This window comes from Limnohabitans sp. DM1 (genome assembly GCF_001269385.1).
GTDB lineage: Bacteria > Pseudomonadota > Gammaproteobacteria > Burkholderiales > Burkholderiaceae_C > Limnohabitans_A.
Genome location: NZ_CXOO01000064.1, coordinates 1 through 18,789, shown reverse-complemented (window position 1 = coordinate 18,789; position 18,789 = coordinate 1). Strand labels below are relative to the sequence as shown.

Here is an 18,789-nt window from a genome sequence, read left to right as displayed (position 1 = left end):
GGGGTTTGTTTTGTCCAGAGACCGGCCAACTGTCGTGACAGAGGGGGGCAAACCAAGAACCTCTCGCTCTTGAACCGCCCGGTGTGGACCCGCATGCCGGGTGGTGTGTTGCAGGGGCGGCGGCGATGATCGCGGCCCCCCTATGCGGTTTTATGGCCAGCGAATGCGCTGACGCATGCGCAGGTTTGATGGGTTGTTTTTTTGGGGCTGACCTGCCCCCTCTGAGAGAGGCGCTCTTTGCGGCCGTATGATTTGCAAAAAGGGCTCGAAAAGATGATTCGTTCCAAAGGCTTTTCCTCGGAGATGGCGTTGTTGTTCTTGTTCACACAAGTTCAACAGATCAAAGTGCATCCCGCGTATAAGTTGGCCAAGGCAGGTGATCAAGATGCTGCTTTGGAGTTGGTCATTGTTGTTGCTGTGCCATGGCTTTACGAACAGCGTTACCGATTTGGGTCAGGCTTGTTGTTTGTTGCGCCTCATGCGCAAGAGGCGACAGGGGATAATGCCATTCCACAAACATTGTCCTCGGTTTGTGCTGAGATTTTTGACGGCACTTCAGATACGGAAATTGTTCAGTCTGACAGGGTTTATCACACCGGTGCTGACCCGATGGAGCGCATGGCAGCGCGTGCTCAGTTTGTTGGTCGTGTGCTGCCTGGGGCTGAGTATGTTCTTGTCGACGATGTGACCAGTTTGGGTGGCACTCTGGCAGAATTGGCCAATTACATCCAGCTTTATGGCGGTATTGTCAAAGGTGCAGTGGTCTAGGTGAATGCTGGCCGCAACCCTGAATTGGTGCCTAAAGCGAAGTTTGTTCAACTGATCAAAGAGAGGTTTGATGATGAATTCACAGATGTTTTCGGCATCGAGCCAGATGCACTTACCGCCAACGAGGCTCAATACCTCGCGGGCTTCCGATCTGTTGACGCCATCCGAAATCGACTTGTTGCGGCAGAGCAAGAAATCGATCGCCGATTACGTTCAAAAGGAATTACCCGTACGCCTTAAACAGCGTCACTTGGATCATTTGTTGAACAAAACTTGAGTTCATTTGGGGCAGATCCCAATTTTTTATAACAAGAGAGCCGCGAGGCTCTTTTGTCGTTGTGCGCCCTGATTAATTTCCCTATGTTCGTTTTCTCCATACTGATGTCCGCCATCACCCAGCCCATGTTTTGATTGCAGTGTGGTTGGGTGCGACGCTTTGTCTGCTGAGCTGGTCTGTATCTTGGCGGGGGCTGCGCATATTGTGGGTGGGCTTGGCTGTGTTGTCTCTGGCTGTAGCTATTGATTCGGCACTATGAATTTTTCAATGCGCAAAGATGTTGTAGTTCGATGGTCGAAGACGCCGACATGGGCCTGGACGTAAATTGGGGTCAGATCCCAATTTATTCGCCCAAAATGGAACCTGCATGCTCTTTTTTCCGTTTTATTGATCCGGCACGCTGATGTTTGAATTTTTTGCATCGTCACCCTGTAGGTCGGTCGCTTTAGTTCCGACAAGTCCCCACGCCGAAGCCAGCAAAGTCGGAACTAAAGTCACCGACCTACAAAACCTTTGCCCATTGAGTACTTCACTGGGCCGGATCAATAGTTCGTGAAAATTTTCCCTATGTTCTTTTTCTCCAAATTGATGTCTGCCATCACCCAGCCCCTGTTTTGGCTGGCCTTGTGGTGGTGCGCGGCGCTTTGCCTGCTGAGTTTGTTGTCTGTGTCTTGGCGGCGGGCTGCGCTGCGCATGTTGTGGGCTGGCTTGGCTGTGCTGGGGCTGTTGGGCTTCGAGGCTTTGCCGCATGCGCTGTTGCGGCCGCTGGAAAACCGATACCCCGTGCCGAGCCCGCAGGCCGTTGGGCGCCATGTGGGGGTGATTGTGTTGGGCGGTGCCACGCATCACCATGCCAGTTTTCTGGCGCATGGGCAGGTGCCTTTGGGTGATGCGGCAGAGCGTTTGACGGTGTCGGCGGAGCTGATGCGCCAGCATCCGAATTTGCCATTGATTTTCACGGGGGGGGAAGGGCGTTTGCTGGCCTCGGGGGTGACCGAGGCCGAATTGGCCCGGATTTTTTATACACAGCAGGGCCTGGACACGGCCCGCGTGCAGCTGGAGGCCGCCTCGCGCACCACCCGCGAAAACGCCCGCCAAGTGGCCACGCTGCTGGGGCCGCGCTGCCAAGAGCCGTGGTTGCTGGTGACTTCGGCCTGGCACATGCCCCGGTCAATGGCCGAGTTCGAGGCGGTGGGTTGCCGGGTGACGGCGTATCCGGTGGATTTCAGAACCGGCGATGCCACGCCTTGGACCGAGTATTCGTTGGCCCGCAGCTTGTTGCTGTGGCAGACGGCTTTGCATGAGTGGCTGGGCTTGGGGGTGTATGGGGTGACGCGGTGACGGGGGTGGACGTGAACTGCCATCGCGAGGGGCTTTCAGAGCGGCGATTCAGTTGTGGTGGTTATCCAAGCACTGGATTGCCACGCTTCGCTTGCATTGACGGGTAGGGGGCGAATGACAGGGTGGGGATGCGCAATGACTGGGTGCCGTCATCGCGAGTTGAATGGGATCAATTGGGTTCAGATCCACCACTGTCCTGAGATTTCCAGGAAAAGACAAAACTGAGTAGCAGACCCCTCTGTTTCATCGTTTATGGATCTGGCCCTGTGAAGTCTGCCGTGTGACTTCAATCTTGCAACACACGGCTCAGACTTCATCGGGCCGAATCTATAGAAACCGCGCACCGAGCAGTTAGGCCAATGGCTTTCCCTTGAACAAGGACTGGGTTGGGTCCTGAATTTTTTGAACAAAGAGCCTATGGCTCTTTTTTTGTTTCTGGAAGGCGCTGACTGCTTATCGACCGTGCCTGGGGTTGGCAGTTTATGGGCTGAGTCGTTGAAGAGATGGATTTGTTGCGTCGGCCGACTGGTTTTATAGGCTGCCGATGCGACTCCGTGTCAAGTACTTGGAATTAATGACTGAAAAGAGTATTAATTCTCTTCAGTGATCATGCCTGTATCAAATATTCAATTTATCGCAAATATTAAATATTGAAATTTTCAAATCAAGAAATATATTCACTGTATGCAATTTAATATTTTATTGGTGACGGCAAAATAATTTTTAACCATTAGATAGATGCGTTATCTGTCTTGCTCTTTTAAAGTGGCAGCTGTTGTTCCTGAAATATTTTCCGAAAAATTTTTTTAAAAAAATGAATTAATTTTTGTTGTTTTTAAAAATTTAAAGAGGACTTGGTAATTATTAAGTTTTCTATTTTAAAGAGTTTACCGCAATTGATGCGTAAACCTAATGTCAATTAATCGAAAGTGCCCGCCCTACAAACAGCACCGGGCACTGCGGTAGCCTGCCCGCTCCACTTTCTGACCATTCGCAAACACCATTTCTTGTTTCTCGACGCCATGAAAATTTCACACGCCCTGCAATCACTCATCCAGCTTGGCCTGGGCGTGTTGTGGGTTGCAGGCACAGCGCCGCAGGCCTTGGCACAGCGCGCCATGGCTGCAGATGCCAGCAACATTTCAGCCGTCACACTTGCGGCCGTCACACCTGTAGCGGCCACACCTGCGGCCCCCACACTTTCTGCCATGGGCGGCATGTTGGGCTTGGATAGCGCAACGGCCAGAGGCAATGGTTTGCCAAACTTGCAAAGCCCCAGCGCTGCGGACTCAGCCCGCACTCCCGGCGCCGGCTTTTCTGACATAGGGCAGGGCACCGGTCCCACAGCCCCCCAGGGCCTTAAAAATGATTCCCCCCCACTGGCCGCCAATCAGTTTCAGCGCTTTGTGGCCACCGTATCGGGCCAAGCCTTGCCGCTTTATGGCTACAACCTCTTCAACGGCAACAACTTCAATTCGCTGACCAACGTGCCCGTGCCGGCCAACTACGTGGTCGGCCCCGGTGACGATATCGACCTCAAACTCTGGGGCTCCATCGACACCGCCATTCGCCTGACCGTTGACCGCAACGGCCAAATCACCATCCCCAAAGTCGGCCCCGTCACCGTGGCCGGCACCCGTGCCGACCAACTCGAAAAGCAGCTCAAAGCCCAAGTGGGCCGCGTGTTCAATAACTTCGAACTCAACGCCACCCTCGGGCGCCTGCGCAGCATCCAGGTCTATGTGGTCGGCCAAGCGCGCAAACCTGGGGCCTACACCGTCTCGGGCCTGTCCACCCTGATCAGCACCCTGTTTGAAAGCGGTGGCCCCGCTGCCACCGGCAGCATGCGCCAAATCCAGCTGGTGCGCGATGGCAAAACCATCACCACCCTCGACCTGTACGCCTTCATCCACAGCGGCCAGACCGCAGCCGATGCCCAGCTTTTGCCCGGTGACGTGATCGTCATCCCCCCCGCAGGCCCACGCGTGGCCATGCTGGGCGCCCTGGACACCCCGGCCGTTTACGAACTCAAATCCCCCCAGGAACCACTGCAGGCGGTGCTGGGCTACAGCGGTGGGCTCAATGTGCTGACCACGCCGCACAAAGCCCTGGTCGAGCGCATCGACACTGCCAACAATCTGGCCCCCCGCAGCGTGCAAGAACGCAGCCTGGACGCCGCTGGCCTGCAAACCACCGTGCGCGACGGTGACATGGTCACCTTGTTGCCTATCGCCCCACAGTTTTCCAATGCCGTGACCCTGCGTGGCAACGTGGCAGCGCCCTTGCGCTACAGCTTCAAACCCGGCATGCGTGTGTCCGATTTGATTCCCGAGCCTGCCGCCCTGATTCAAGGCGACTACTACACCCGCAAAAACAGCATGGTCCAGTTTGAAAGCGGTAAAAACATCAGCGTGGACCGTGTGGCGGGCGATGTCAAAAACCTGCTCGAAGAAATCAACTGGGACTACGCCGCCATCGAGCGGCTGGACGCCAAAGAAGTCAAAACCGTGCTCATTCCCTTCAACCTGGGCAAAGCCATCAAAGACAAAGACCCCGCCAACAACCTGCAGCTGCAGCCTGGCGACGTGGTCACCATCTTTGGCGTGAGCGACTTGCCTGTGCCCATTGAAAAGCGCAACCAGTTTGTGCGCCTGGCCGGTGAAGTCATGGTGCCCGGTGTTTACCAAATCGCCCCCGGCGAAACCTTGCCCGACGTCGTCAAGCGGGCAGGGGGCCTGAGCCGCAATTCATTCTTGTATGCCACGGTGCTCACCCGCGAAAGCACCCGCTTGCAACAACAAGCCAACCTTGACAAAGCCACCCGCCAGCTGGAAGCCAACATCGGCAGCCAATCGGCCAGCCTGGCCCAAAACGCCAGCGACGCGGAAAAAAACAGCCTGCAGGCTCAGATCACTGCCCAAAAAGCGCTTCTGGATCGCGTTCGCAACCTCAAAGCCAGTGGCCGCATCAGCCTGGAGATGGAGCCCACCGACCCCGTCATGCCCCCGCTGGCCCTGGAAGACGGCGACAGCATCCTCATTCCGCACAAGTCCAGCTTTGTGGGCGTGTTTGGGGCCGTGTTGTCTGAAACCAGCTTCATCCACAAAGCCAGCCACACCGTGGGTGACTACCTTGAAAAAGCAGGCCCCACGCGCGATGCCGACCTGGAAGCCGTCTTGCTCATACGCGCCGACGGCAGCGTGCTGGCCAACAAAGCCCAACGCAGCTGGCTTGGCTTTGGCCACGGCGCCTTTTTGCGCACCCCCATGTACCCCGGCGACTCGCTGTTTGTGCCCGAACTGGTGGACCGCCGCACCGCGTACACCCAGTTCATTCAGGGCGCCAAAGACTGGACGCAGCTGTTTTATCAATTCGGCCTGGGGGCTGCGGGCTTGAAGGTATTGCGCAATTGATGCCACTCCGTAGGTCGGCGGCTTCAGCCCCGACATTGCCCACAAAACCCCAACACTCCATCTCTCCCACAAGTCGGTGGCTTTATCGGTCCGGCCCTGTGAAGTTTGTAGGGTGACTTCTATCTTGAATCTTGTGGGAGCTAGCCCTGCTGGCGATCAGACGCTTGTGGACAACTGGCTATTCGCTTGCAGGGCAAGCTCCCACAAAAACCTTCCAATTGGCAACACACGGCTCAGACTTCATGGGGCCGAATCGATAGCCCCGACATCTAACCGCACATGACAGACACCCCATACAACCCCGCAGACACAGAAGAGGACGAAATCAGCCTGCTTGACTTGCTGCAAACCGTCGTCGACAACCTGCGCCTGCTGGTGCTTGGCCCCTTGGCCGTGGGCGTGGTGGCCTTGGCCGTCAGCTTTGTCATCCCCCCCATCTACACCGCCAAAACCCAATTTTTGCCCCCCCAACAACAGCAAAGCGCTGCCGCCAGCATGCTCGCCAGCTTGGGCGGTTTTGGGGGACTGGCGGGTGCTGCCGCAGGTCTTAAAAACCCGTCTGACCAATACATTGCCTTCATGAAAAGCAATGCCATCGAAGACGCCCTGATCGAGCGCTTTAAATTGCAAGAGCGCTACAAAGCCGACTTCAAAACCGACGCCCGCAAAAGCCTGGAAGCCAACACCCGCATCACCGCAGGCAAAGACGGCCTGATCAGTGCCGAGTTTGATGACAAAGACCCCCAGTTTGCCGCCGACGTGGCCAACGCCTATGTGCAAGAGCTGCGCACCTTGCTGGGCAAATTGGCCGTCACCGAAGCCCAGCAACGCCGCGTGTTCTTTGAAAAACAACTGCTCCAGTCCAAAGACAAACTCATTCAAGCCGAAGCCGCTTTGAAATCCACCGGCATCAGCGGCAGCGTGCTCAAATCCAACCCCGCATCGGCCGTGGCCGGTGTGGCCGCATTGCAAGCGCAAGTCACCGCCCAAGAAGTCAAGTTGGGCGCCATGCGCGGCTACCTGGCCGAAAGCGCCCCCGACTTCAAGCAAGCCATGAACGAGCTGGCCACCTTGCGCGCACAGCTCGGTAAACAAGAAAAAGACACCACGGGCGACGCCGCAGGGCAGGGCGACTACGTGGCCAAATACCGCGACTTCAAGTACCACGAAACCCTGTTCGAGTTGTTTGCCAAACAGTACGAACTGGCCAAGGTTGACGAAGCCCGCGAAGGCGCCGTCGTGCAGGTGCTCGACGCTGCCCAGCCCCCCGAACGCAAAGCCAAACCCAAAAAAGCCCTGATCGCCATCATCGCCACCCTGGCCACCGGCTTTGCGCTGCTCCTGTTCGTGTTCATCCGCCAAGCCCTGCGCAACGCCAACCAAGACACCGAATCCGCCCAAAAACTCAGCGCCCTCAAAGCCTCCTGGCACAAAGCCATCGGCAAAACCCGCTGAACTTCACCCGTAGGTCGGTACTCGAAGAGTCCAACGTTGACAAACTCTGGCACAGGCCCCATGTCGGGGTCTTCGACCACCGACCTACAAAAAACCTACTTCGTAAAGCTCAACGGCTTCAACCCCGAATTCTGTCAAAATTAACAATATGCGCTTGACCCCTGCACAAATCGAAATCATCCAAAGTACGGCTCAAGCTGTGCTGGGTGATGACGTGCAGGTGTGGCTTTATGGCTCCAGGCTGGATGAGCATCGCAAAGGCGGTGACATCGACTTGTTGATTGAAAGCTCGAAAAAGGCTTCGATCATGAGCCGCGCGAAGATCAAATACCAAGTCGAAACCGCTCTGCAACTACCCGTTGACATTCTTATGGTCCAAAGGGGGCGAGCTGCTGGTGCTTTTGAAACGATTGCCCGCGCCCGAGCAGTTCGACTCAAGCCACCAACACGGGCCCAGTGATGAAACCACCCAGCCCTTTGAATGCAGAAAAGCACCACTTGTCTGGTTTGCTGGAAGCCATCCAGCGATGCGTGTATTTCCTGGATGCATCCAGTCAAACACTGCAATGGCCCATCAGCGGAAGCTTCTTGGCCCAAAACAAAAAAGACAAAGAACTCTTTGAAGCATTGGCCGCTATCAACGAACGCTTTGCCAAACTGCAAGACACGCTGGGTGCTGCCATGCGCCACAGTTTGGTCTTGTCTGGTGAACAGGCTGACAGTTTCATCAAAGTGCTGGCCATTTTCGAAAAGGCAGGTGTGGTTCAGTCTCTAGAGGCTTGGCAAATCGCCAGAGCTGCTAGAAATCTAGCAGCCCACGACTATGAAACCGATTACGACCTTGTTGCCGACCATTTCAACGCCTTGTATGAACAACAAGAAATGCTTTACCAAACCGCCAGAGCATTTGTCACTTATACGCAGCAAGTCCTGAGCGTCAGCCCCTTGAGTGCTGACTTCAGTCAGGAATTTGATGCGATCACCCTGAGCACAACTTAAACAGTAGGTCGGTACTCGAAGAGTCCGACGTTTACAAGCTCTGGCACAGGCCCCATGTCGGGGTCTTCGACCACCGACCTACGAAAAACCAACTCCCCGTAGGTCGGTACTCGAAGAGTCCGACGTTGACTTGACCCGTAGGTCGGCGGCTTCAGCCCCGACGTAAGCCAACAGATGATTACAATGAAATCATTGCAATCATTTATACAGGCCGCCCCATGAGCAGCATCACCATACGCAACCTCGACGACAAGCTCAAAGCCAGCTTGCGCCTGCGTGCTGCGCGTCACGGTTTGTCCATGGAGCAAGAAGTCAGGAACATCTTGCAAAACACACTCGCTGCTGAAACCACCCCCTCCAGCGGCCTGGACTTTGCACTTCGTATCAACCAGCGCTTCAAAGGCCTGGGTGCCGATGACCTGCCTGTGACAGAACGCTTGCCCGCTCGTCCGGTCCCGAACTTTGACCCCGCATGAGCGCAGGCTTCCTCATTGACACCAACGTCCTTTCGGAACTCATGCGCGAAAACCCGGCACCCCAAGTGTTGGCCTGGTTCGCTGGACAAAACGCCAATTTGATGCAAACCAGTGCCATCACCCAAGCAGAAATTTTGGCAGGCATTGCTCTCTTGCCCGCAGGCAAACGCCGCGAAGCCATGGCGCTGGCGGCATGTCAAATCTTTGAAGAAGACTTTTTGGGCAGATGCATCGATTTTGGAGGGCAGGCCACAGGCCGCTACGCCATGATCAGGGCGCAACGCCAGTTAGCTGGCAGACCTATAGACACCGCCGACGCACAAATTGCCGCCATCGCCTTGCAAGCCAATTTGACCCTGGTGACTCGTAACACCAAAGACTTTGAAGGCATCGATGACCTGCAACTCATCAACCCCTGGCTTCACCACTGAATAATTGGAATCGACCCCAATTTACAAAAAACCAACTCCCCGTAGGTCGGTACTCGAAGAGTCCGACGTTTACAAGCTCTAGCGCAGGCCCCATGTCGGGGTCTTCGACCACCGACCTACAAAACCAACACCACGCAGGTCGGTGGCTTCAGCCACGATAAACGTACGAAAACCAAACACCCCGTAAGTCGGTACTCGAAGAGTCCGACGTTGACTTGACCCGTAGGTCGGTACTCGAAGAGTCCGACGTTTACAAGCTCTGGCGCAGGCCCCATGTCGGGGTCTTCGACCACCGACCTACGAAACGCAACACCCCGTATGTCGGTGGCTTTAGCCCCGACATGAGCCGGTTGGCAAATATGACAAAATCATCATCATGCAACTGACTCCTGATCAACAGGCCTGAACTCAGCCGTTTTCTGGGTATCGTGGTCTTCATGAAGTGGGCTGACAAACGGAGTGAAACATGTTCCTGCACACGACCAAAATTGACGTCCTGCCTGGCTACCGCTTGCACATCCAATTCAACAACGGCACGGCGGGTGAGGTATGTCTGCAAAATGAACTGTGGGGTGAAGTGTTTGAGCCCCTCAAAGACGAACAACTCTTTGCCACCGCGCATCAAAACGACGAAATGGGCACTGTGGTCTGGGCTAACGGAGCAGACTTCGCGCCCGAATTTTTGTTTCACTTGCTGCAAACACAAAGTCAAAAAGCGGCCTGAACGGCAACTACCTTTAGACCAGCCCACAAACCAACACCAGGTGTGAGTGGATATACAATTAAAATTTGTATATCCAGGAGGACTCAAACATGCAAGTCGCTAAATGGGGAAATTCTCTTGCAGTGCGTTTTCCGGCAAGCCTGGTCGCTGCGCTCGACCTCAAAGAAGGTGAAGAAATCGAGCTGCATCTGGTCGGTGAAAAAAACTTTGAAGTCAGCAAAAAACCGGGGCGAGTCGAATTGCTGGCCCGTCTGCGCCAAATGCGAGGCCGACTGCCTGCCGACTTTCACTTTGACCGTCTGCAAGCCAACGAAGAACAATGACCATCACGTTTTTGGACAGCAACGTCATTCTTTATTTGCTTTCCGCAGACACACGCAAGGCAGACATTGCAGAAACCTTGTTGAGCTCAATGCCCAGCATCAGCGTGCAAGTTCTCAATGAAGTCACCTCCGTCTGTTTGCGCAAACTCAAGCTGTCCTGGCCAGAGATTCATGACGTGCTGAACGCCGTCAAAGCCCACTGCCAAATTGTGCCCCTCACGGTTGAAACTCACGCCCAAGCTATGCAGATTGCAGAGCAACACCATTTGTCTTTTTATGACGCCCATATAGTGGCCGCTGCAAAAGCCTGTGGAGCCAACACGCTCATGAGCGAAGACATGCACAACGGCCAAACGCTGCTGGGCATACACATCAAAAACCCGTTTACCCAGCATTAAGCGGCAAACCAACACCCCGTAGGTAGGCGGCTTTAGCCCCGACTTGAAATCAAAGGGCAGCCAAATTGTCCGACGTACCTCACCACATATGCACAAACCCACATTTGTGAAATACTGGCACCCACTTCAAACGATTTCGGAGCCAACAACATGAGCCGACTCACCATTGACGTCACCGAGCAACAGCACCAATCGCTCAAAGCTCTTGCCGCTTTGGCCGGAAAAAGTATCAAGCAATACACCTTGGAACGCCTTTTTCCATCTGCAACCACAGAAGATGAGGCCTTGCAAGAAATCAAAGCTCTGCTTGCTGAGCGTGTTGCACAAGCTCAGCGCGGAGAATGCGTTCAAGACAGCATTTCAGCCATTGCTGAGGCCGAGTTGAAAACAGCCCTCAGACAATGACACTGCCATACATCCTCACCCGAAGTGCTGCCGCTGATTTACGAAATATCGTTCGTTACAGTGTCCAAACATGGGGTGAGGCACAGTGCAGAGCCTATGTCGCTCAAATCGAAAGCGCTGCGACAGAAGTGGCGCTGAGCAAGGGTGTCTTTCGCACAAGAGACGATCTCTATCCAGGTCTTAGGGTGAAATGGGTCGGTCAACATTTCATTTTTTGCCTACCGCAAGTTGGACAGCCCGCGCTCATTCTTGCCATATTGCATGAGCGCATGGAGATGGTTGATCGTTTGAAATCAAGATTGAAGTGATCGACATTGCCAATAACCAATCTGGCAAATAAATAGCTTCTGAAAAAAATGTCGGACCTGAAGGTACCGACCTAAAAACCAACACCCCGTAGGTCCTCGGCTTCAGCCCCGAAAAACGTACAAAAACCCAACACCCCGTAGTTCGGTACTCGAAGAGTCCGACGTTTACAAGCTCTGGCACAGGCCACATGTCGGGGTCTACGACCACCGACCTACAAAAACCAACACCCCGTAGGTCGGCGGCTTAAGCCCCGACAAACGTACAAAAACCAAACTCCCCGTAGGTCGGTACTCGAAGAGTCCGACGTTGACTTGAACCGTAGGTCGGTACTCGAAGAGTCCGACGTTTACAAGCTCTGGCGCAGGCCCCATGTCGGGGTCTACGACCACCGACCTACAAAAAGCAACACCCTGTAGGTCGTCGGCTTCAGCCCCGACAAGCAGACACGGAGGCTGCTTACCGAAGTAAGAGCACATAACCCCACGGCACGCGGGCACAACCCTTACTGCGATGGTTTAGCGTGTAAGCGCATTCGTAAAAAGTGGAAGAAATAAAAGCATGCACCAAGAAAAAGAATTCAATACTGTCTCCATCGTTGGCCTAGGTTACATTGGCCTGCCCACCGCCGCAGTCTTTGCAAGCCGCAAAGTCAAAGTCATTGGTGTGGACGTGAACCAGCTAGCAGTGGACACCATCAACCGCGGCGAAATCCACATCGTCGAGCCCGATCTGGACATGGTTGTTCACGCTGCGGTGACAGAGGGTTACTTGCGGGCTACCACCCAACCCGAACCAGCTGATGCTTTCCTCATAGCTGTGCCTACTCCCTTCAAAGAGGGCCCATCTGGTCCGCACCACCCAGACTTGGACTACATTGAGTCTGCCGCAAGGTCCATCGCACCGGTGCTCAAAAAGGGTGATCTGGTCATTCTGGAATCTACTTCCCCGGTGGGGGCTACAGAACAGATGGCGTCTTGGCTGGCTGCAACCCGGCCCGACCTGACATTCCCGCAGACGCATGGCGATGCCAGCGACATACGTGTGGCTCATTGCCCTGAACGCGTTCTGCCAGGCCAAGTCCTTCGCGAACTGGTGCAAAACGATCGCGTGATTGGAGGAATGACACCTCTTTGTTCAGAGGCTGCGGCACGCCTTTACAAAACTTTCGTACAAGGAGAATGCGTTATTACCAATGCGCGTACAGCAGAGATGTGCAAACTCACTGAAAACAGCTTCCGTGATGTCAACATCGCTTTCGCCAACGAACTGTCCATGATCTGCGACAAACTTGGAATTAATGTGTGGGAACTTATTAAGCTGGCCAACCGCCACCCGCGCGTGAATATCTTGCAACCGGGCCCAGGGGTCGGCGGGCACTGTATTGCTGTAGACCCGTGGTTCATTGTGAGCGCAACACCCGACGAGGCAAAACTGATCCGGACCGCGCGCGAGGTCAATGACAGTAAACCAGAATGGGTCATCGAAAAAGTGAAGCTCGCGGTTGCCAGCTATCTGATGGCAAATCCCGATCAGACTGCCAAAGAGGTGACCATTGCTTGTTACGGACTCGCCTTCAAGCCTGATATTGATGATCTACGCGAAAGTCCAGCTATTCGGATCGCTCAACTTCTGGGCGAGGCCCATCCAGGTGGGTTGCTAGTTGTAGAGCCTCATGTAGATCGTATCCCCGCAGCACTTAGTAAACGCGCTACGCTTGTGTGCGATCAAGTTGCTTTGGAGCAAGCACAGATTGCGGTTTTCCTCGTCGGACACAAAGCTTTCCAGGAAGCCCCTGTGACTTGGAGCAACAAGATTTCTGTCAACGCTTGCGGACTCGGCGGTGTGAAATGAACCGCGTAGCCTATCTGATGCATGGTCTGACTATTGGGGGCGTTTGACATGAAACTGGGATACGTCTGTACCAACTTCAATAATAGCCATTTCACGGTGGACGCTGTTCGTTCACTCGCCGCCAGTTCGGATGACTGCCATGAATTGCGTGTGGTCGTTGTGGACAACCTGTCGACCCCGGAACATCGTGCGACCCTGCATGCACTCGCATCCGAGTTTTCGTGCGTTGATTTGATACTCAACGACGAGAACGTAGGTTATTTCCCTGGGTTGAACTGCGGTATTCGACACATGCGGTCCAAATACCCCGATTTTGAGTACTTTGTCATTGGCAACAATGATCTCGTGTTCGCACCAGAGTTCTGTAGTCAAGTGGAGGATAATCGCGACCTGCTAGATTCGCATGCCGTAGTTTCACCGGATATAGTCACTCTGGACGGTGAGCATCAAAACCCTCACGTAATCCGGACGATCAGCAAGACGCGAGAGATCGTTTATGACGTTTACTACTCGAACTATCACCTTGCGCAACTAATCCTTTGGTTCGCTAGGAAATCAAAACGGCTAACAGACCGCTCAGATGAACTTCACTATGAGAACGCCCAGTACATCTATCAAGGGCACGGATCCTGTTATTTACTCGGTCCGAAGTTTTTTGCCGATTTTGAAGAACTTTGGGCGCCCACTTTTTTGATGGGTGAGGAGTATTTTCTTAGTAAGCAGCTGTCCGATCGCGGCTTGCGGGTGTATTACAGCCCGACAATTCAGGTTACGCATTGTTGGCATGGTAGTCTTCAATCTATACCCTCACGGAAACTCTGGCAACTAGCTCGTGAGGCACATTTGGTTTACCGTAAATACATAAATCCATTTAATATGCTGTAATGCAAGATTCCTGCTTTATTATGTACGCTCTGCATTCAAGTGAAGTAGATGAGATATTAACCGAGAAGAATAAATGGCGCGCGCAGATGTAATTAACTGGATGTCACTCCTCACGATTCAAGCTGCAAACGCTGTGACACCGTTGGTTATTTTCCCTTTTGCACTTTTTACGCTTGGTCCAAATAAATATGCAGCACTTGTTACAACTGAAGCGATTGCAATTTTTGTAATTGCAGTGACGCTGTATAGCTTTGAAATTGACGGACCATCCCGAATAATAAAACTTGATTTAAGGCGTGACAAAGCTGCAATCGAGGCAGTGTATAGCGAGGTTTTTTATGCGCGTCTTGTTTTATTTACGCTGTCTGCAACGTCAGCAGTTTTTTTTACTTGGTTAATTTCAGATTCCACTACAACGGTACTTCTTGCAGCTTGGATGCTACTACCCTTAAGTTATGCTGTTCAACCTAACTGGCTGTTCCAAGCCATCGAGAAGAACTTTGCACTTGCAGCAATAGTCTTATCGAGCCGCCTCACGGCTGTGGGGGTTATTATCATCTTTGTAACAAGCTCGAATGATGTAATACTTATACCGCTCACTATTGGAGTTTGTTATGTTGCAGCCGCTATATTAACGCTCATATACGTACGAAAGAATCTGCAGATGCAACTTCAGAGCCCATTCAAAATGAAAATCGGCTCAATTCTTCTCCAAGGCAAGGATATCTTCATAGGCAATCTCGCCGTGACGCTATATCGGGATGCAAACACACTTCTTCTCAGCATAATTGGTGCTGGTACTGGTGTTATCTCGATATATTCAATTGCGGAAAAATTAACGAAAGCTATTCAAACTGCGATGAGACCACTTACGCAGCTCTTCTTTCCGAAGATACTAAGATCCCTAGCACTCCACCCCGCAGCGGACATTAAAGCGCTACGCTTGCTTTTTCCGTTGTTGTTACCGCAGTTGCTGTTCTTGTGCGCAAGTGTTGTTACTTTTCTTGCGTGCTGGATCTATATTATTCCAGCAACACTTAAATCGGAAAGATGGCCATTGCATGAATCCATTTTTTCCCTTATTGTATTGATGATTCCGGCTGCCTTTTTTGGAATAGTCAATTTCGTACTGGGCTCTGCGGGTCTAAACTTTCTCGGTCACCAACGATATTTGCGGAATTCAATTGTAATAACTGGTGTTATGAATATATTTATTTGTTTAATTCTAAGTAAAAATGCCGGTGCGACAGGAGCAGCTATTAGTTTTACTTTTGCGGAGGGTGTATTGCTGCTCTTGATTTTTCGCAGGTATGTGAATATATACAATGAATAATGAAGTGGTTCAAGAAAGTAATAATTATAAGTTTTTTATAATTTGTTTCTTATTGGGCGAAAATGCCTGAAAAATTTTTAGCGATCTGTTTTGCAGTATCTATACTCACACAGGCTTGGCTGGTGCGACTACTTGCTGGCTCGTGGTTAATCCCAGCTTGCTTGTATGGTCTTTTTTGGTTTGTATACACTGCCATTCCACTTATTGCGGCGCCTGGGGCTGAAGTAAATCCTCTGGGAATCGGTTATATTTTATTGTCTTGCATTTTGTTTTCAATTACGGCATGTGCATTTGACTGGAAAGCTGCTCAATACACCAACCGATTGCACACAGTAAAGTCTAATTACCGGTCAAAATTTCTAAAGCGAGCCTTTTTATTAATTGGTGCACTAGCAATTCTGGCGACCACCATCAATTGGGGTCTTCAAGGTATATCTTATTATGATATATTATTTAATCTTTTAGACACTAGTGGAGAATATATGAGTAAGAGATATAGTGGCGATCTAGAGCGCAACATTGCCGCCCAAGCTTCTATTGTTCTTACCTATCCTACAGCCATTCTTGGTGGTGTATTATATGGAGCTAAGCCCAAGACAGAATCAGGTATTTATTTGATTCTTGTGTCTATTGCGTCATCAGTACTGATGATGCTTGTTGAAGCAGCCAAAGGTACATTGTTCCTTACATTGGTCTTGTTTTGGGGTGGAATGCTACTTTCAAAAATCAATAATGGCAGATTTGTTCCGATAGTGGAGCCAAGGTTGATTGTAAGAGCATTGATTTGGATTCCGGTTATAATTTTCGTTACTGCTGTATCGTTTATCGCTCGCGGTATTGATACTGAATCTGGATACCTTTTTATCCTCGATAAACTCCACTACTATTTTTTATCATACTCATCCGGGCACTTATACGCATTCGCTGACTGGTTTGCATCGATCACTACGGGGGGAGGATCTATGGCTTATGCATCCATAACCGATTCGAATGGTTTTTATACTTTTATGTCCCTTTTTAATCTTTTCGGAACAACAAAGGTTGCACCACCTGGCGTCTATGACGACTATTATTACCTTGGTGAATTGCTCCAAACAAACATCTATACACACTATCGCGGGCTGATTTTAGATTTCGGCATAATTGGTTCATTATTAGTAATGATTTTCGCCGGTATAATTTCGCATTTAATGTATTTTTTATTAATTATACATCGTCGGCCATGGCTGAGCGCTGCGTTCTATGTGCATCTTCTCGGATACATCTACTCCTCATTCATAATAAGCTTATTCATCTGGAATAGTGTTTTTGCTAGTTTTTTCATTACTGCATTAATTCTTTACATGAACAGCAAGATTTGCTGTAATTATCAAATAAACCAAACACACAATACATAAGGTAATCAATAGTGAAAAACTACCAAGTTTGTACAAGCTGCGTGATGGATACAAGCGACAGCCAAATCATCTTTGATGACGCTGGTGTCTGTGATCACTGTTTGGGCTTCAAGAGAGATGTGTTGCCCAATTGGCACCCTAACGAAAAGGGGGCTGCCATGTTTCGCGAGACAGTTTCGCAAATCAAGGCTTCAGGCAAAGGCAAACCATTTGATTGCATCATGGGCATGAGCGGAGGCCTAGACAGTTCTTACTTGCTGCATCTTGCAGTGACTGAGTTCGGGCTGCGCCCGCTGGTCTTTCATGTGGACGGTGGCTGGAACACTGATCTGGCCGTTAATAACATCCAGATGCTTGTCGAGAAGCTTGGGCTTGACCTATACACAGAGGTCATTAACTGGAACGAAATGCGTGACTTTCAGCTCGCATTCTTCAAATCTGGTGTACCCCATCTTGATATCCCGCAAGACCACGCCTTCGTTGCGACGCTGTACCACTTCGCAAACAAGCATGGCATCAAGTACATCGTGAATGGTGGAAACTATGCCACTGAATGCGTGCGCAACCCTAAGGAGTGGTTGTACTACGGCACAGACATGGCACAGATCAAGGACATCCATCGCAAGTTTGGAACTGTTGAGTTGAAAACGTACCCGTTCAGCTCTGTCCTGTTTCACAAGGTATATCTTCGCTACATTCGTGGGGTTCAGGTTGTGAAACCCTTGAACCTGATGCCATATACCAAGCAGCACGCAAGCAAGGTTCTGGCAGATACTTATGGCTGGCGTCCGTACCCTCAGAAGCACTTCGAGTCCCGCTTTACGCGCTTTTATGAAGGCTATTGGCTGCCTACACGGTTTGGCTACGACACGCGTCGCGTGCAGTACTCCAGCCTGATTTTGACGGGCCAGATGACGCGGGAAGAGGCGCTTGAGCGCTTGAAGCAGCCCGCTTATGACCCTGCCACCATTGATGAAGATTTCGAGTACATCGCAACAAAGCTTGGCATCAGTGTTCAAGAGTTGCGCGGTTTTCACGAGATGCCACTTAAAACCTACAAGGACTACAAAAATCAAGAGTGGTTGTTTGATCTTGGTGCCAAAACCCTGAAGGCGCTTGGAATAGAAAGGGCTGTGAAGCGATGATTGCAATTGTCGATTACGGTTCGGGAAATGTTGCGGCTATTGCAGATATCTTCAAACGCTTGAAAGTTCCACATCTCATTACGCGTGATCACGCAGAGCTGCGCTCTGCGGACCGCTATGTTCTGCCAGGCGTTGGTGCCTTTGATACGACCATGCGAACACTCAGGGATTCTGGGCTGGTCAACTTGCTCAATGACGAGGTGCATGAGCATGGCAAGAAGATCATGGGGGTATGTGTTGGCATGCAAATCCTTGGCGATTCAAGTGATGAAGGCGTGCTGCCAGGTTTAGGTTGGATTCCCGGCCACATTCGGCGCATTGACCCCGCAACTTTAACTAGCCGCCTTAAGCTGCCGCATATGGGGTGGAACTCAATAAAGATGACAGGTAACCCACCAATATTTGACGAAGTTGACTGTGAGCAAGGCTTTTATTTCTTGCACAGTTACTACTTTGATGCGGCAAATCCAGACAGTGTGATGGCCACTGTGAAATACGGCAACGAATTACCTTGTGGCGTGGTCGCCGGAAATGTTTTTGGCTTCCAGTTCCATCCTGAAAAAAGTCATTCAAACGGTGTGGCCGTGTTTCGTAACTTTTCCCGGATCTGAACATGCTGCGATCTCGAATTATTCCATGCTTGCTTCTGCATCAAGGTGGCTTGATTAAAACTCGCAAGTTTCAAGAGTCAAAATACGTGGGTGACCCACTCAATGCGGTCAAAATTTTCAATGAGAAAGAAGTCGATGAGCTGATGTTTGTCGACATAGATGCAACGGCAGAGGGACGTGCACCCAATATGCCGCTGCTGCGCAGCTTGGCAGTTGAATCTCGTATGCCGTCTTCTGATTSGGGGGGG

The 18,789-nt window shown here is 51.6% G+C and carries 20 protein-coding genes; all 20 read left to right on the top strand.

Annotated features, from left to right (window positions below; translation table 11 throughout):
* The first annotated feature begins 273 nt into the window (after positions 1-273).
* Positions 274-768, top strand: a complete 495-nt coding sequence (locus tag AMM33_RS20645) for a type I phosphoribosyltransferase (protein WP_194945618.1) — start codon at positions 274-276, stop codon at positions 766-768.
* Positions 769-1,008 carry a hypothetical protein gene (locus AMM33_RS20640; protein WP_194945617.1) on the top strand — a complete coding sequence of 80 codons (240 nt, stop codon included), beginning with the start codon at positions 769-771 and terminating at the stop codon, positions 1,006-1,008.
* 625 nt (positions 1,009-1,633) lie between these two features.
* Entirely contained in the window at positions 1,634-2,386 is a 753-nt protein-coding gene (locus tag AMM33_RS20635; RefSeq protein ID WP_194945616.1) for a YdcF family protein, read from the top strand.
* Between the two features lie 1,022 nt (positions 2,387-3,408).
* Positions 3,409-5,799, top strand: a complete 2,391-nt coding sequence (locus AMM33_RS20630; protein ID WP_228768278.1) for a polysaccharide biosynthesis/export family protein — start codon at positions 3,409-3,411, stop codon at positions 5,797-5,799.
* Between the two features lie 279 nt (positions 5,800-6,078).
* Positions 6,079-7,254, top strand: a complete 1,176-nt coding sequence (locus AMM33_RS20625) for a GumC family protein (RefSeq protein ID WP_090143118.1) — start codon at positions 6,079-6,081, stop codon at positions 7,252-7,254.
* Between the two features lie 148 nt (positions 7,255-7,402).
* Positions 7,403-7,714, top strand: a complete 312-nt coding sequence (locus tag AMM33_RS20620) for a nucleotidyltransferase domain-containing protein (protein WP_090143117.1) — start codon at positions 7,403-7,405, stop codon at positions 7,712-7,714.
* The gene (locus AMM33_RS20615) at positions 7,714-8,253 is read left to right on the top strand and encodes a hypothetical protein (protein ID WP_090143116.1); all 540 of its coding nucleotides are present in this window, start codon (positions 7,714-7,716) and stop codon (positions 8,251-8,253) included. Before AMM33_RS20620 ends, AMM33_RS20615 begins: the two co-directional genes overlap by 1 nt.
* 218 nt (positions 8,254-8,471) lie before the next feature.
* Positions 8,472-8,729: a FitA-like ribbon-helix-helix domain-containing protein gene (locus tag AMM33_RS20610; RefSeq protein ID WP_090143115.1), complete on the top strand. Its 258-nt coding sequence runs from the start codon at positions 8,472-8,474 to the stop codon at positions 8,727-8,729.
* Positions 8,726-9,160 (top strand): type II toxin-antitoxin system VapC family toxin, encoded by a 435-nt coding sequence (locus tag AMM33_RS20605; RefSeq protein WP_090143114.1) that lies wholly within the window; start codon positions 8,726-8,728, stop codon positions 9,158-9,160. Before AMM33_RS20610 ends, AMM33_RS20605 begins: the two co-directional genes overlap by 4 nt.
* Before the next feature lie 466 nt (positions 9,161-9,626).
* Positions 9,627-9,884, top strand: coding sequence for a DUF2442 domain-containing protein (locus AMM33_RS20595; protein ID WP_090143112.1), 258 nt, complete (start codon positions 9,627-9,629; stop codon positions 9,882-9,884).
* Between the two features lie 89 nt (positions 9,885-9,973).
* Positions 9,974-10,207 carry an AbrB/MazE/SpoVT family DNA-binding domain-containing protein gene (locus tag AMM33_RS20590; protein WP_053176286.1) on the top strand — a complete coding sequence of 78 codons (234 nt, stop codon included), beginning with the start codon at positions 9,974-9,976 and terminating at the stop codon, positions 10,205-10,207.
* Positions 10,204-10,605, top strand: a complete 402-nt coding sequence (locus tag AMM33_RS20585) for a PIN domain-containing protein (RefSeq protein ID WP_090143111.1) — start codon at positions 10,204-10,206, stop codon at positions 10,603-10,605. The genes AMM33_RS20590 and AMM33_RS20585 overlap by 4 nt, the downstream gene beginning before the upstream one ends.
* Positions 10,606-10,755: 150 nt before the next feature.
* Positions 10,756-11,010, top strand: coding sequence for an antitoxin (locus AMM33_RS20580; protein WP_053176282.1), 255 nt, complete (start codon positions 10,756-10,758; stop codon positions 11,008-11,010).
* Positions 11,007-11,318: a type II toxin-antitoxin system RelE/ParE family toxin gene (locus AMM33_RS20575; RefSeq protein WP_090143110.1), complete on the top strand. Its 312-nt coding sequence runs from the start codon at positions 11,007-11,009 to the stop codon at positions 11,316-11,318. Before AMM33_RS20580 ends, AMM33_RS20575 begins: the two co-directional genes overlap by 4 nt.
* Positions 11,319-11,877: 559 nt before the next feature.
* Positions 11,878-13,170, top strand: coding sequence for a UDP-N-acetyl-D-mannosamine dehydrogenase (gene wecC, locus AMM33_RS20570; protein ID WP_090143109.1), 1,293 nt, complete (start codon positions 11,878-11,880; stop codon positions 13,168-13,170).
* A 48-nt stretch (positions 13,171-13,218) separates the two neighbouring features.
* On the top strand, positions 13,219-14,055 hold the full coding sequence (locus tag AMM33_RS20565) for a glycosyltransferase family 2 protein (RefSeq protein WP_090143108.1): 837 nt from the start codon (positions 13,219-13,221) through the stop codon (positions 14,053-14,055).
* Positions 14,056-14,128: 73 nt separating this feature from the next.
* Positions 14,129-15,388: an oligosaccharide flippase family protein gene (locus AMM33_RS20560; RefSeq protein ID WP_090143107.1), complete on the top strand. Its 1,260-nt coding sequence runs from the start codon at positions 14,129-14,131 to the stop codon at positions 15,386-15,388.
* A 62-nt stretch (positions 15,389-15,450) separates the two neighbouring features.
* Complete coding sequence (locus AMM33_RS20555) at positions 15,451-16,785, top strand: O-antigen polymerase (RefSeq protein WP_090143106.1); 1,335 nt, start codon at positions 15,451-15,453, stop codon at positions 16,783-16,785.
* A gap of 11 nt (positions 16,786-16,796) precedes the next feature.
* On the top strand, positions 16,797-17,930 hold the full coding sequence (locus AMM33_RS20550) for an N-acetyl sugar amidotransferase (RefSeq protein ID WP_228768277.1): 1,134 nt from the start codon (positions 16,797-16,799) through the stop codon (positions 17,928-17,930).
* Positions 17,927-18,541 carry an imidazole glycerol phosphate synthase subunit HisH gene (gene hisH / locus AMM33_RS20545; RefSeq protein ID WP_090143104.1) on the top strand — a complete coding sequence of 205 codons (615 nt, stop codon included), beginning with the start codon at positions 17,927-17,929 and terminating at the stop codon, positions 18,539-18,541. The genes AMM33_RS20550 and hisH overlap by 4 nt, the downstream gene beginning before the upstream one ends.
* The last annotated feature ends 248 nt before the right edge of the window (positions 18,542-18,789 follow it).